The following is a 12,480-nucleotide window of genomic DNA, read 5'->3' on the forward strand; positions in this document are numbered from 1 at the left end:
GGCGCTTATAGGACGACAGGCATTGTTGGTTGATAATGCAGAAGCAAATCAGGAACCGCCGTGTACGGAACCGTACGCACGGTGGTGTGGGAGGACGGCGGGGGCAACCCCGCCTCCTACCCGATTGGGGGAGCGTCAGTCGGGGGACGGAAGGGAGTGCTTGGCAACGTTGTTCAGATCGTTCAACAAGCCGTTCAGGTCGAGCCCATAACGGGCGGAGAGATTTTCGAGGGTTTCGAAGAGCGCCTCGCAGCAGATGCAGGCCTGTGCCGCGTGGTCGTATTTTCTGAAAACGTCGATGGTTTGTTCGTATCGGCTGAGAATGTCGAGGACGGTCTGGTCCTTGTTGATGATCATTTTGACACTGGTCTCGGGAGGTGGGAGGGAGGTTTTTTCCGTCAGAGAACCTGTTTCAGGGCCTGGGGGATCTGCCGGATGATTTCGATGACCTGGGTCGCGGGGCTGGGCTTGGCGAAGGAACCGGCCAGGCGGTTGACCTTTGCGGCGACGATGGCGGCCCGACCGACGGGCATGCCTGTTTCGATAAGCGCCGAGGCGATTCCCGTCAGGGTGTCGCCGGTTCCCCCCATGGCCTCCATGGCTTCTTCGTTGGGACCGTCCACCGTTTCCACGACGCCATCGCGGTCGGCCAGATAGTCGCAGCGGCCCTTAACGAGAAGATTTTGCGCCGTATTGTTGTGATGGTAGGCCCGCTCGATGAGATCCGGAACCCGGTTTTCCTCCTGCAGAATGAAGCCCCGGGTATAGAAGGGGTGCGGCGCTTCTTCGTCGGCGAGGAAGGCGAGTTCGCCGACATCCGGGGTGAAGAGGTCGTAGGCGGAGGCGCGGCCGCTCATCTTGGCCATGTACATGTAGCCCGCATCGGCGATCAAGCGCGGGCGTTCGGGCATGATCTCGATCGCGCCCAGGATCTTGGCGTGCCAGTGGACGATCGGCTGCAGGTAGTGAAAGGTCAGGGTGCTGAAGTTCGCCTGGGGCAAATGGTCGGCGAGGTGTTCGTAAAGGAGGAGACTACCGTGACCCAGGCCGATATCGCCGACCAGGTAGGTGAAAGGGGGCGGCGCTCCAAGCGTTTTGGTGGTTTTGAGGGCGGCGGCAAGCAGGGCCGGTGTGCCCCGGTTGACCGCGATGCGCTCCCCGGCAAGGCTCAGAGACTCCCCTTCAAAAGCGACTTGACCGCTTTTCAAGGGGGATTTTTTTATGGGGATGGTTCCTATAACCGCGAGCATTGTCGTGCGATCTCTTCGTAGGCAAGTTGCAGGGCATAGCCGCAGAGGGTGTGTCCAAGATCCCGGGGAAGCGGCGCAGTGTCCAGGGATTTCCCCACCAGTTCATACGCCAGGTAAGGAACGTCGGGACACCCCCCACCGGAGATGTTGACGATGGTGCGGGTCGCTTTATCGACGGTTATTTTCATGTTTGCGGCCCGGACCATCAGGTGACCACCAAAATCCTTGATCTGAAAAAGGTTCACCGGTTTCAGCAGGGGGCTGGTGACCGGAACGACCTGCAGGGGCGGAATACCGACGGCTTCAAGGAGCCGGCGAATTTCCAGCTCTTGCACCAAGGGGAACTCGATCACCAGGTCGCAGCCGGTACGGACCTCGGGCGGTGGACCCATGACGGTGACAGCCAGCCCCTGGGCTTTTAATGTGTTTTCCGCCTTGATGACCTCGCTGGTGTTCTCAAAGACCAGAATCCCTGAGCCCCTCTTTTTTTCCGGCACTTTCTGGGCGGATTTTTTTCTGAACAGGTTTGTGAGGGCCACGGTCAGTCCTTCTTAAGCAGGATCTGATAGCCGCTGTCCTGGTGGTCGATGTTCTGTGTCTGCCATTTACGGCTGGCGGCCGCGCGAATGACATTCTCTTTCGAGGCTTCCGTATCGACCAGGACAATGACCTCGCCCCGCTGTTGCCGCTGAAGTTGTTTCAAGGTATCCAGAACGGGCTGTGGGCAGGAAAGCCCTCGCGCGTCAACCGTCGTGCTCATTCTTCGCTCTCCTTTAGGGGACTATTTTTCAGCCGGGAATGCGCCTTCGACTCGATCGTTCGAGAAGTTCCACTCCTCTGGTTTCAGGCTTTTTGCCGCATCGTGAAGCCGATGAACAGGCAGACCAGAAGACCGACCACCAAGGCGGTGATGCCGTTGGGGCCGAGGCCCTGGGGTGAGCTGGCCAACCCGAAGTTGTGTGCCAAGCCGGCGCCGGTGATCATTCCGAAGACAAAAACCGCCGCGTCGCCGTCCCCTTCACCGGCCAGGAAGAGCTGCCTGCCGGGGCAGCCGCCCGCCAGAGTGAAAGCCAACCCGGCGAGAACCATCCCGGCGGCATTCCAGAGGCCCAGCGTGTGCGCTACCGGCTGTTCGGAAAATCCAGGGTGAAATTGACCGACCATCAGGTTGGTGACAAAGGCCGCCACAACCAGGGCCATGACGCCGGAGACCAGATGCATCTGCCGGAAGAGGAGAAGGTCGCGAAAGGCGCCCATGGTACAGAAACGGCTTCGCTGCGCAATAAATCCGACGAAAAGGCCCACCGCCAAGGAAATCGCCAGAGGAGCGTGCATGGCCCCGGGGCCTTTCAGGCTGTAAAGTAAAACGCCGCTTTTGCTTGTGCCCGGGATTTGCGGATTAAACAGGAGCAGGAGCAGCAGGCCGAGCATGGAGAGCGGAAAGAGCCAGCCCGCCGAGGAGTAGGTCTTTTCGCTGCGCCCCAGGTTGAAGCCGCTTTTGAGAAAGAGGGTGCCGATCCAGATGCCGGCGATCAGTCCGGCGAGGCCGAACAGGGCGTTGCCGTCCCCTCCGGAGAGTCGCAGCAGGGCACGCCACGGGCAGCCCAGGAAAATCAGGGCACCGAGCATGGCGAATATCCCCAGAATGAACCGCACAACCGGGGCGGAGCCGAGGCGGGGGCGGAATTCCTTGAACAGGTAGGAGGCGACCAGCGAGCCAAGGACAAATCCGATGATTTCCGGACGCAGATACTGCACCACCTCCGCCCGATGGAGGCCGATCGCCCCGACGATATCCCGCTCGAAACAGGCCACACAAATGCCCATATTCCCCGGGTTTCCCCAGTACTGCAAGAGTGCGGCCAAGACCCCGATTATCGTTCCGACGCCGATAATTCCAGGACGGGTGGCAAAAAAATTCTTCATGACAGTTCGCTTCCTCTGATGGTTCACTTAGACAGGCGTTAAAAGCCTTCGACTCAGGTTCGGCGAAAACATACCAAGTCCGGTAAATGTTTAGCAAATAGGTAATTTTGTAATTTTGTGATATCGTCTATTGAAATTATAAATAAGGAGATGGGTATGACCCGGAAACAGATCGATGTTTTTTTGGCCGTCGCCGACCATCGGAGCTTTTCCAAAGGAAGTGAAGCGGTGCTGTTGGCCCAGTCCACCGCCAGCCAGCACATCCGTGCCCTGGAAGAGGAGCTGGGGGTGCGGCTCTTTGACCGTTCAGCGCAGCAGGTCAGCCTGACGGAAGTGGGTCGGCTCTTCTATGAACAGGCCAGAAGGGTGGCCGCGCACTTCGATGAGGCGATTCGGGCGGTCAGGCGCTTTCAGGGGCTGGAGCAGGCGACGCTGCGCGTCGGGGCAAGCACGATCCCGGCGGCCTTTTTGATTCCGGACATGCTCGGGCGTTTTGGTTCCCGCTGGCCCGGAATCTGCCTGGACCTGCACCAAGGGAGTACCCGTGAAGCCCTGGGGATGCTGAGTGAGGACAGGGTCGAACTGGCGGTGGTGGGGGGCAAGCCGGACCGGGAGTTCGCTTGCGAAGAGGTGGCGGTCGATCGCATTGTTCTGGTAACGTCTCCCCAGGAGTCCCGGCAAAAGCCCCTGACTCTCGAAGACTTGACGGAAATCCCCTTGGTTCAGCGCGAGGCCGGTTCCGGCACTCGCCTGGCGGCGGAATCCGCCTTGTCGAGAGTTGGCGTCGATCCGCGCACGCTGAAGGTCGTCGCGCACCTGGGAAGCAGCGAAGCGATACGGCGGGCCGTTTTGGGTGGGGCCGGTTATTCCTTCATTTCCATGCTGGCGGTCAAGTCGGATATTGCCGATGGCGCGCTTCATGAGGTCCCTCTGCCGGGGCTCAAGATCCGGCGAAGCTTTTACCTGACCTGGAAGTTGGGGCGCAGCCTGTCGCCGGCGGCGGAAATGTTTGTCGCGACGATGAAAGAATCGGTGTCGGAACCGTCCGCATAAGGAAAGGAAGAAGGAAGAAAAAGGCCCGGCCGCTGAGACTTCATGGCGGTCGGGCCTTTTTTTGTGATTTGAGTCGGGGCCGCCGGAAAGTGGCGCCCTGACGAATTGACCGATCAGTGGGCCATGGCGGTTACCGCCTCACCCTGGGTGTGGCCGAGAACGACCATCACCGGGATATTGACGTGGGCCAGGCCGCATTCGATAGAGCCGGCACTGCCCCGATTGACAACGTTTTAAGGTTCATCCCTGCCATAGGGTCCAGGCCAGATTGTTCTTGTCGGTACTCTGGGTGAATTTGGCCTTGCAGGTCAGGCATTGATAATCCTGTTCCTCGAAGCCACGGGGCTTGATCCCGTTGAACTTTCGCGGGGGACCGATTTTTACTAAAAATTCATGGGGTTTTCCGTTGCGGGTTTTTCGCGATTGCTCTTCACAGAGCGCGCAGATTTCCATACCGACCTCCTGAGTCTTTTATTTGCAGCGCATGGTCTTTTTTCCGTCTTCGAAGAGAATCTCGATCTTTTGCGGACCGACAATGCGTTGGACGAAGCCAAGGCCGAAGGTCGGATGGTTGATCAGCGATCTGAGTTTGTAATGGGCGGTCATGGAGTAATCCGTTGCCTCGACGTTCGCGATGGTCGGCTGCAAATCTTCCCACTCTTTGCGTTCGGCGGCCTTGGCCAGACGGGTTTGCCGCACGGCGGTCTTCTGGTTTGTGGCGTCTGTCCGGTAGTCATGCTGGCGTCCGCAGATGTTGCAGAGAACCTTTCCTGGGGTGGATTCGTCCATGGTGACAATAAGGTGAGAGGTGATTTTGCGACATTTGGTGCAACGGGTTTCGATCTCTTTGCCTTGGGAAAACATGGGTTTTCGCATCGTGTGACTCCCTGGTTTGCAACTAGCCGAAGGATGGCCGATAAAAACCAGGGAACAGACCGGAATCTAAAGGCACGCTTGACCAATTGGCATATTTGGAACACCCGTTGGCAGGCAACGGGCTTCTTCAGGCCGTAAACTCAGATCCTTACGGCAGTGAAGGGATGAAGGGCGAGGAGGGGTGGGGGAGGATCTCTGGTTAATACTACACCCCCCCACGAATAAAAGATACCGATAGATCAAGCAAAGACCTGTTGCAGGTGAACCGCATGGCAGTGGTCGGCGCGGATTTTGGGGAAGGCAGGAAGACGGATGGGGGGCCGAAGAAGGTTGCCGTCAGCGCGGTTCGGCCAGCAACAGGCGGTTTTTCGGGGTGATGTCGCCGGGGATGGTCTGGGTGTGGATCTGATAGCCGGCTCGGCGCAGACGTTCGGCGCGCAACACGTCGAGGGCGAGAGGGCCGTCGAGCCAGCCGTGCAGGCCGCCGAGGTCGGCGCCCTTGAGGTCGTGACAGCAGGGGAGCAGGGCCAGTCGGGCGCGGACGGCTAGGGCACGCTCCAGAATCCGGTCGCTGAGGCCGCCGCAGGCATGGGCGGAAACGACCAGATCGCCGGCGGCAAGTTCGACGGCATTCAGGTCGGCTTCGATAAACCGCACCCGCCCCGCCAGGCGCGGCCAGTCTTCGACGAGTACCGCTGCCAGTCGGGGAGCGCTCGCCGGTAGACGCAAATCCACGGCCAGCGCTTCCGGGGAACTGTCGTCGAGCAGAAGCAGCAGTTGGGCGAGCAGCCCGTGCCCGCAGGCGAGATCAACCACCCGTCCGCCGCGCAGTCGCCGCCGCGTCCGCCGCGCCGTTTCCCAGGCCTCGAACAGCTCCTTGCGCGGCAGGCAGCCGGCCCGGCAACAGGCGCGGGCGACCCGATCGAAAAGGCTGTCGCCGGGAAACTGGGGAATCATCCGGGTGGTCAGCCGGTTGCGGGAGGCGCGGTCCATTTCAGTCGGGCGCTCCGAGCACTTTAACCCGGCCCACTTGGCCATCCTCCAAGCGCACCTTGATCCCCCGGGAATGATAGGGGGCGCTGGTAAGCAGATCCTTGACCACTCCCCAGGTCAGCGTGCCGCTCTTCTGATCCTTTTTCAGCACGATCGCTACGGTCATGCCGGGTGCGATATCCTTGCGCGTTTCGCCGGCCATGGTCTAGAGCTTCAGGTCGGCGTGGTCCGGGCTGAGCTGTTCCCGCTCGCGGGCCACTTCGGGGCTCTCCAGGTATTCCTCGAAAGTCATGGCGCGGTCGATATAGCCCTCCGGCAAAAATTCGACGATGCGGTTGGCCAGGGTTTCGATGAACTGATGGTCGTGGGAGGTGAAGAGGATCACTTCGGAAAAGGTGATGAGACCGTTGTTGAGGGCGGTGATCGATTCGAGATCGAGGTGGTTGGTCGGCTCGTCGAAGACCAGGGCGTTGGCTCCTTTGAGCATCATCCGCGCGAGCATGCAGCGCACCCGCTCGCCGCCGGAGAGGACCCTGGTTTTCTTGGTCGCTTCGTCGCCGGAGAAGAGCATCCGTCCGAGAAAGCCGCGGGCGAAGGTCTCGCCGTCGCAGGGCGGAAACTGGCAGAGCCATTCGATGAGATTGAGATCGTTGTCAAAATAGCGGCTGTTGTCCTTGGGGAAGTAGGCCGGGGTGATGGTCACCCCCCAGCGGCAGCTGCCGGCGTCCGGTTCCAGTTCGCCGGCGAGGATCTGGAAGAGGGTGGTCTTGGCCAGGGCGTTGGCGCCGACGAAGGCGATCTTGTCCCCCTTGTTGACGAAGAGGTCGAGGCCGCCGAAGAGTTCGACCCCATCGATCTTTTTGTACAGTCCCTTGATTTCAAGGATGATGTCGCCGCAGGGGCGCTCGGGCTTGAAGACGACGAAGGGATATTTGCGCGACGACACCGGCAGTTCCTCGACGGTGAGCTTTTCCAGCAGCTTCTTGCGCGAGGTCGCCTGCTTGGCCTTGCTGGCGTTGGACGAGAAGCGCTGGATGAACTCCTTGAGTTCGTTGGCCTTGTCGGTGATCTTGCGGTTTTCGTCCTGCTTCTGCTTAAGGGTCAGTTGGCTGGCCTGATACCAGAAGTCGTAGTTGCCGACGTAGACGGTGATCTTGCCGAAGTCGATGTCGGCCACGTGGGTGCAGACCTGGTTGAGAAAGTGGCGGTCGTGGGAGACGACGATGACCGTGTTGGGGAAGCGAAAGAGAAAATCCTCCAGCCAGGCGATGGATTTCAGGTCGAGATGGTTGGTCGGCTCGTCGAGGAGCAGGATGTCGGGATTGCCGAAGAGCGCCTGGGCGAGGAGCACCCGCACCTTGTCCCCCGGTTCCAGTTCCTTCATCCGTTTGTGCCGCAACTCCTCGGGGATGCCGAGACCGTCGAGCAGCACCGCCGCTTCGGCCTCGGCTTCGTAGCCGTTCATCTCGGCGAATTCCGCCTCCAGTTCGCCCGAGCGGATGCCGTCTTCCTCGCTGAAATCCCCTTTGGCATAGAGATCCTCGCGCTCGCGCATCACCTCGAAAAGGCGTTTATGCCCCATGATGACGGTATGGAAGACCGTCTCCTCGTCGAAGGCGAACTGGTCCTGGCGCAGCATGGCGATGCGTTCGCCGGGGCTGACGGTGACTTCCCCCCGATCCGGTTCGGACTGCCCGGCGAGAATCTTGAGAAAGGTCGATTTCCCCGCGCCGTTGGCACCGATGAGGCCATAGCAGTTGCCGGGGGTGAACTTGATGTTGACGTCTTTGAAAATCACCCGCTTGCCGTAGGCCAGGGCGATATTGTGAGCGCTGATCATGTTTTTGCGTTCCTTGCGTAAAAAAGAAAAGAACCGCCGGGACGATCCGGCGGTTCGTGATGTGGCTTTATAGCATCAATGCGGCGGGGTGTAAAGGCCTACGACAATGCGGTGTCGATCAGCCTGCCGTGACTTTTGGCGTAGTAGCGGGAGGGGCCGGTACGCGCCTGCCAGTCCGCTTCGGCGAAGAGTTTGACGCAATCGGCGACTGACAGCCCCCGGCCTTCCTCGGTTTTCTCCCGGGTGTCGCGGGGATTGGCGCCGCTTTCCGCCCAGAACAGGTTAGCGCCGGCGGCGGCGCCGATGACGCAGGGTTCGTGGGTGCAGTTACCCAAAACGGTGCGCGGTGTGGCGATCCTGGTCACAGCGACGATCTGGCTCATGCGCAATTCGGAGATCATGCCCTTTGCTTCCAGTTTCGATCCGGGGATGGTGATCCGCCGGGCGGCGCCGCTGAAGGCTGGATCAAAGGAGGCCGCTAAAAGGATGTGCTCGGCGATTTCGGTGTTACTGTGTTCGGGGCCAATGGGTTCGACGCAGGTACCGACGATCAGCCCCGCTTCCTGAAAGTTGCGGATGCTGCGCAGGCGCTGCCGACGCGGCGCCTTGGTGACTGTCCCCTCGCCCAGCCGAACGGCGTGGTAGACCCCGTGAAAACCGGCATCCTTGAGTTGCCGGGCTTTTTCGTAACTCATGTCGCCGACGTTGGCGATGAGCGTTGTTTCTGGCCTGAGCCGCCCTTTGATCTCCCGGGCCATTTCCAGCAGTTTGCCGAAACTGTAATCGGCGGTGGTCATCAGCAGGATGGCGTTGTTTTCCGGGTTGCGCTCGAAGTCCAGGGCGGCCTGAATCGCGGCCTCGGCCGAGAGCTCGCTGGGTCGGGTAAAAATTTGGTATTCGGAGGAAAAAGAACAGAATTGGCAGTTGACCGGACAGGGGGAGAGGTTGAGGGCAAACTGCCCCTGCACTTCGGCGAGGTTGTCCGTGAGTTCCCGGGAAATTCGCGCCCCCTCGGCCATCAGCAGCATCGCCTCGGGGGAGGACGCCGGCGGGGCCAGCATGGTTTCGATCTCGTCCCGGGTGAAGGTGCCGCCATCCCGGGATTTCGCTAACAGTTCAGACAGATTCATACTTAACTCTCCAAAAATTGATTGACGGCCTTCAGGCGGCAGCGCCCAGATGCAGTGCCGCTCCCAAGGCACCGACGATTTCCGGCGCGTCAGGAACATGGACCGAAAGCCCCAGGCGGCTCGCCAGAAGCTCGACTAAAAAACCGTTGAGCGCGACGTCCCCGGAAAAAACCAGATCCCCCCCGGAGGCCTACCCGCCCCAGCATATTTACCAAGCGGACGGCAATCGACAGATGAATGGCCCGGGCGATGTCCTCGGCGGCGAAGCCGCGATTACGCAGGGAGATGACTTCCGATTCAGCAAAAACCGCGCACATGCTGTTGATCGGTATATCTCGGGTCGATATTGCCGCGGCTGCCGCGAAGTCTTCCAGGGAGTAGCCCAGGGATGCGGCCATGATCTCCAGAAAGCGGCTGGTGCCGGCGGCGCATTTGTCGTTCATCTGAAATTGCGCGACGCGCCCCTTTTCGTCAAGGGCAATCACCTTGGAATCCTGACCGCCGACATCGAGGATAGTTCGGCATTCCGGAAAAAAATAGCGCGCCCCCAGGGCATGGGCCTTGATTTCGGTGATGACCTGTTGTGCGAAATGTTTCTGAGCCAGATGGCGGCCGTAACCGGTGGCTACGACCGGGGCGGTTTGATAGCGGGCGATCAGTTCGGCCGTCTGTTTGTGCGGCTCGAAGGAACTTTCTACCACTTCGCTGCCCACCAGCTTGCCCCCGCAGACCAAGGCCAGCTTGATGGCCCGCGAACCCAGATCGATACCGATATGCATGGCGATGGTGTCTTTGTAATAGCGGGTACCGATGCAGCTTTCTTCGTTGACCACCACCGCTCCGGCGCTCTCGATGATGTTATGCAGTTTCCAGTTGGGCAGCGCCATGGGGGTGCCCGAGATCATGACCCGGGGCGTGCCCTTGGGGGCAATCCTGTCGCCGTTTTGGATGCGGGATTCGAGTTCGTCGCAGAGTTCGTTGATCTTCCGGAACATAGACGCAGAAGGTGCCGATCACCGGCTTGCCTTCCTGACGGAAGGCGGTCATTCCCCTGATGCGCTTGGTGAACATGCCGCTCACCATGTCATCGAAATAGGCCATGATTGCCGGGCGGTTTTTCTGACGGAGGAAGGTGTGGTTGAAGGACTGGGTGAGCATGGGCGGGATGTTCATGAAGCGGTCGACATCCATATCGAGGCTGGCCCAGAGTTCCGGATCGGTTTTGATTTGAAACGCATCGGACATCGCTGCAGCTCCCTTTGGCTTTTAAGGATTTTTCGAAACAGAGCAATCCTTGCATAGCCCGGGATTACGAGTCAATCCGCAATTTTACAAAAACTATCCTGTCTATCGATTTGGCCGATAATGGCTCGTGAAGGTATTGTATTGATGGATAGACGGTAGGCTTGCGCTGCCCGTGCGGGCGTTCTTGTCCGGTTGTTTTCAGCCGGAATGGCGCAGCAAATCGTCGATTTCCGAGTCGATTCGGGCGATGTCGATACCGGCTTCGTGGAAGAGGGCGCTCCAGCTTTTGCCGGTAGCGGATTTTCCCTGGGCGACGGCTTGCGCCGTTTGACCGCTCTTTTTCGCCAGCAGGGCGACCATCAGCAGTTCCTGGTTTTCGAGACCGGCCTGGCGTAATGGGGCGATATCCCCTTTGTTCAGCACCCCGTGGCGCGGCAGCAGCTCATCGACGATTACCCGGTCGAGGCGGGTGCCGGAGGCTTCCGAGGCGAGGGCGTTGGTGAAAAAAGGCTCCAGGGATTGGCCGTCGATTTCTTGGGCGGCGAGGGTCGCGCTCCAGTTCGGATGTTCGTAACGGGCCTTCAACAAGGTTTCCGCAGAACTTTTCGCTTGTCCGGCAACGTAATGGGCCACCCAGAAATCCTCCATGAGCATCCCTTTTTGTTTGCCGCGCACCAGCAGCTTTTTCTCGGTCTTAAAGAGCTTGGCGAAGAAGGTGTTCTGGGTCGCCGCCAGATAATAGGCGTCAGCCGCCTCGGGACGGGCCGCATCATAGCTGCGGTCGGTGAAGCAGTGGCAGGTGACCGCCGACAGCGGGTTGGCCAGGGCCGGAAGCGCCATCAACAGCAGCGCCGATAGAAAAATCATGCGTAAGATCATGAGAGAATCTCCTGTTCGTAGTCTTCCACCATTCGCCGATAGGTTTCGGCCAACTCGGGTGCGCGGGCCTCGGCGGCCCGGTAGGCGTCGAGCATGGCCGGGCGCATTTCTTCGGGGAGTACCCGCTCGGCCAGGGGATAGAGAATGGTGTCTTCTTTGTTGATGTGGCCGCGCAGCAGCTTGGCGTAGCCCCGGGCGTGTTCGAGCAGGGCCGGAATTCCGCTGTCGTCCCCCGCCAGCGCCCGCTGTGTCGCCTCTTCCATCCCCCGGACATGGGCGCGGCCGGCGTCATGTTCCATCAGCATGGCCTCGATGGGGGACTGCTTTTCCGGCATGCCGTTTTTCACCAAGGCGGTAAAGAGCACCGCCTCTTCCTTGGCATGATGAAAACGGTCGGCGTAGTCGCGGATAAAGGCAACGGCGTCGAGAAAAAAGCGCCAGTTGCGAAACTCGCCCCGCGCCAGTCGTTCGGCGCTCTTCTCGACCAGGGCGATCATGCGCAGGATCAGCCGGTGTTCCGCTATCATCTCCTGAGTCACCTCGGTCTTCATGGTCAGTTCTTCCGGGTTCCGTCGATGCCGATCACCACGATCTCCAGGGGCACGTCCTTGCCCGACTGTTTGAGCGCTTCTTTAGCCATCAGGCCGAGGCCCCGGCAGCAGGGGACTTCCATGATCGTCACGGTGATCGAGAGAATATCGTTTTGGCGGATGATTGCCGCCAGCTTTTCCACATAGGGGCTGGTGTCGTCCAGCTTCGGACAGGCGTTGACCAGCACCCGGTCCTTGATGAAATCGCGGTGGAAGTCGCCGTAGGCGAAGGGGACACAGTCCGCCGCGATGAGCAGGTGGGCGTTTTCCAGCCAGGGGGCGTTCGGCGGCACCAGATGGAGCTGGGTCGGCCACTGGCGCAACTCGCTGGTCAGCCGCCCGCCCGGCTCGGCGTTTGGGGTTTCGGGGCGCTCAATGGTGCGAACAAGGCTGCCGGAGCAGCCGCAAGCGAGTTTTTCCATGGGGATTCTCCTTTATGCGTCGAGGGGTTCGAGGTAGTCGCGGATTTCCTTTTCGATTTTCGCTTCGATTTCGTCACCGAGGGCATGGATGGTGACCACGTCCTTGACCAGGCAGATGCCGACACCGCAGGTGATACAGCCGATGTCGTACTTCTGCAGGATTTCGCCGATGCGCGGATGCTGTTCGATGGTTTTGTTGATCGGCTGGTTGCCGATTTCCTCGGGCAGATTCATGGTCGCTCTCCTTTCCTCGTGAACGTGATGCCAGCATATCCG

At 59.9% G+C, this 12,480-nt stretch carries 18 protein-coding genes and 1 pseudogene; 1 reads left to right on the forward strand and 18 read right to left on the reverse strand.

Translation table 11 applies throughout. The features are described 5' to 3' along the window. Nucleotides 1-135: 135 nt before the first annotated feature. The 5 genes from RBR25_RS09130 to yedE all read right to left on the reverse strand — a co-directional run bounded on the left by RBR25_RS09130 (nucleotide 136) and on the right by yedE (nucleotide 3,176). Nucleotides 136-357 (reverse strand): hypothetical protein, encoded by a 222-nt coding sequence (locus RBR25_RS09130; RefSeq protein ID WP_432819246.1) that lies wholly within the window; start codon nucleotides 355-357, stop codon nucleotides 136-138. A gap of 41 nt (nucleotides 358-398) precedes the next feature. Further along, nucleotides 399-1,208, reverse strand: coding sequence for an NAD(P)H-hydrate dehydratase (locus tag RBR25_RS09135; protein ID WP_432819247.1), 810 nt, complete (start codon nucleotides 1,206-1,208; stop codon nucleotides 399-401). A 26-nt stretch (nucleotides 1,209-1,234) separates the two neighbouring features. Next, nucleotides 1,235-1,789 carry a DUF3343 domain-containing protein gene (locus tag RBR25_RS09140; RefSeq protein ID WP_432819248.1) on the reverse strand — a complete coding sequence of 185 codons (555 nt, stop codon included), beginning with the start codon at nucleotides 1,787-1,789 and terminating at the stop codon, nucleotides 1,235-1,237. A gap of 2 nt (nucleotides 1,790-1,791) precedes the next feature. Continuing rightward, a complete protein-coding gene (locus RBR25_RS09145; RefSeq protein ID WP_432819249.1) occupies nucleotides 1,792-2,010 on the reverse strand; it encodes a sulfurtransferase TusA family protein in 219 nt (72 codons plus the stop codon). An 83-nt stretch (nucleotides 2,011-2,093) separates the two neighbouring features. Continuing rightward, nucleotides 2,094-3,176, reverse strand: coding sequence for a YedE family putative selenium transporter (gene yedE, locus RBR25_RS09150; RefSeq protein WP_432819250.1), 1,083 nt, complete (start codon nucleotides 3,174-3,176; stop codon nucleotides 2,094-2,096). Between the two features lie 156 nt (nucleotides 3,177-3,332). On the opposite strand from yedE, the gene RBR25_RS09155 reads away from it, so the two are divergent. After that, nucleotides 3,333-4,229, forward strand: a complete 897-nt coding sequence (locus tag RBR25_RS09155; RefSeq protein WP_432819251.1) for a selenium metabolism-associated LysR family transcriptional regulator — start codon at nucleotides 3,333-3,335, stop codon at nucleotides 4,227-4,229. Between the two features lie 122 nt (nucleotides 4,230-4,351). Here the strand turns inward: RBR25_RS09155 and RBR25_RS09160 are convergent. The 13 genes and pseudogenes from RBR25_RS09160 to RBR25_RS09220 form a co-directional block, all read right to left on the reverse strand. Then, a pseudogene (locus RBR25_RS09160) lies at nucleotides 4,352-4,441 on the reverse strand (carbonic anhydrase); the annotation flags it as partial. Between the two features lie 28 nt (nucleotides 4,442-4,469). Further along, nucleotides 4,470-4,682 carry a hypothetical protein gene (locus tag RBR25_RS09165; protein WP_432819252.1) on the reverse strand — a complete coding sequence of 71 codons (213 nt, stop codon included), beginning with the start codon at nucleotides 4,680-4,682 and terminating at the stop codon, nucleotides 4,470-4,472. Between the two features lie 18 nt (nucleotides 4,683-4,700). After that, nucleotides 4,701-5,105, reverse strand: coding sequence for a hypothetical protein (locus RBR25_RS09170; RefSeq protein WP_432819253.1), 405 nt, complete (start codon nucleotides 5,103-5,105; stop codon nucleotides 4,701-4,703). Between the two features lie 336 nt (nucleotides 5,106-5,441). After that, nucleotides 5,442-6,098: a methyltransferase gene (locus RBR25_RS09175; protein WP_432819254.1), complete on the reverse strand. Its 657-nt coding sequence runs from the start codon at nucleotides 6,096-6,098 to the stop codon at nucleotides 5,442-5,444. A 1-nt stretch (nucleotide 6,099) separates the two neighbouring features. Continuing rightward, a complete protein-coding gene (locus RBR25_RS09180) occupies nucleotides 6,100-6,300 on the reverse strand; it encodes a YwbE family protein (protein WP_432819255.1) in 201 nt (66 codons plus the stop codon). 3 nt (nucleotides 6,301-6,303) lie between these two features. Then, on the reverse strand, nucleotides 6,304-7,938 hold the full coding sequence (locus RBR25_RS09185) for an ABC-F family ATP-binding cassette domain-containing protein (RefSeq protein ID WP_432819256.1): 1,635 nt from the start codon (nucleotides 7,936-7,938) through the stop codon (nucleotides 6,304-6,306). 98 nt (nucleotides 7,939-8,036) lie between these two features. Beyond that, nucleotides 8,037-9,068 (reverse strand): radical SAM protein, encoded by a 1,032-nt coding sequence (locus RBR25_RS09190; protein WP_432819257.1) that lies wholly within the window; start codon nucleotides 9,066-9,068, stop codon nucleotides 8,037-8,039. Between the two features lie 89 nt (nucleotides 9,069-9,157). Beyond that, complete coding sequence (locus RBR25_RS09195; protein WP_432819299.1) at nucleotides 9,158-10,018, reverse strand: acyl-CoA dehydratase activase; 861 nt, start codon at nucleotides 10,016-10,018, stop codon at nucleotides 9,158-9,160. Further along, a complete protein-coding gene (locus tag RBR25_RS09200; protein ID WP_432819258.1) occupies nucleotides 9,927-10,313 on the reverse strand; it encodes a hypothetical protein in 387 nt (128 codons plus the stop codon). Before RBR25_RS09200 ends, RBR25_RS09195 begins: the two co-directional genes overlap by 92 nt. Before the next feature lie 198 nt (nucleotides 10,314-10,511). Beyond that, the gene (locus RBR25_RS09205) at nucleotides 10,512-11,192 is read right to left on the reverse strand and encodes a hypothetical protein (protein ID WP_432819259.1); all 681 of its coding nucleotides are present in this window, start codon (nucleotides 11,190-11,192) and stop codon (nucleotides 10,512-10,514) included. Then, nucleotides 11,189-11,743 carry a hemerythrin domain-containing protein gene (locus RBR25_RS09210; RefSeq protein ID WP_432819260.1) on the reverse strand — a complete coding sequence of 185 codons (555 nt, stop codon included), beginning with the start codon at nucleotides 11,741-11,743 and terminating at the stop codon, nucleotides 11,189-11,191. Before RBR25_RS09210 ends, RBR25_RS09205 begins: the two co-directional genes overlap by 4 nt. A gap of 2 nt (nucleotides 11,744-11,745) precedes the next feature. After that, entirely contained in the window at nucleotides 11,746-12,204 is a 459-nt protein-coding gene (locus RBR25_RS09215; protein WP_432819261.1) for an iron-sulfur cluster-binding oxidoreductase, read from the reverse strand. A gap of 12 nt (nucleotides 12,205-12,216) precedes the next feature. Further along, on the reverse strand, nucleotides 12,217-12,438 hold the full coding sequence (locus RBR25_RS09220) for a hypothetical protein (protein ID WP_432819262.1): 222 nt from the start codon (nucleotides 12,436-12,438) through the stop codon (nucleotides 12,217-12,219). Between the last annotated feature and the right edge of the window lie 42 nt (nucleotides 12,439-12,480).

The organism is Trichloromonas sp. (assembly GCF_034006665.1).
In the GTDB taxonomy this organism is placed as follows: Bacteria; Desulfobacterota; Desulfuromonadia; order Desulfuromonadales; family Trichloromonadaceae; genus Trichloromonas.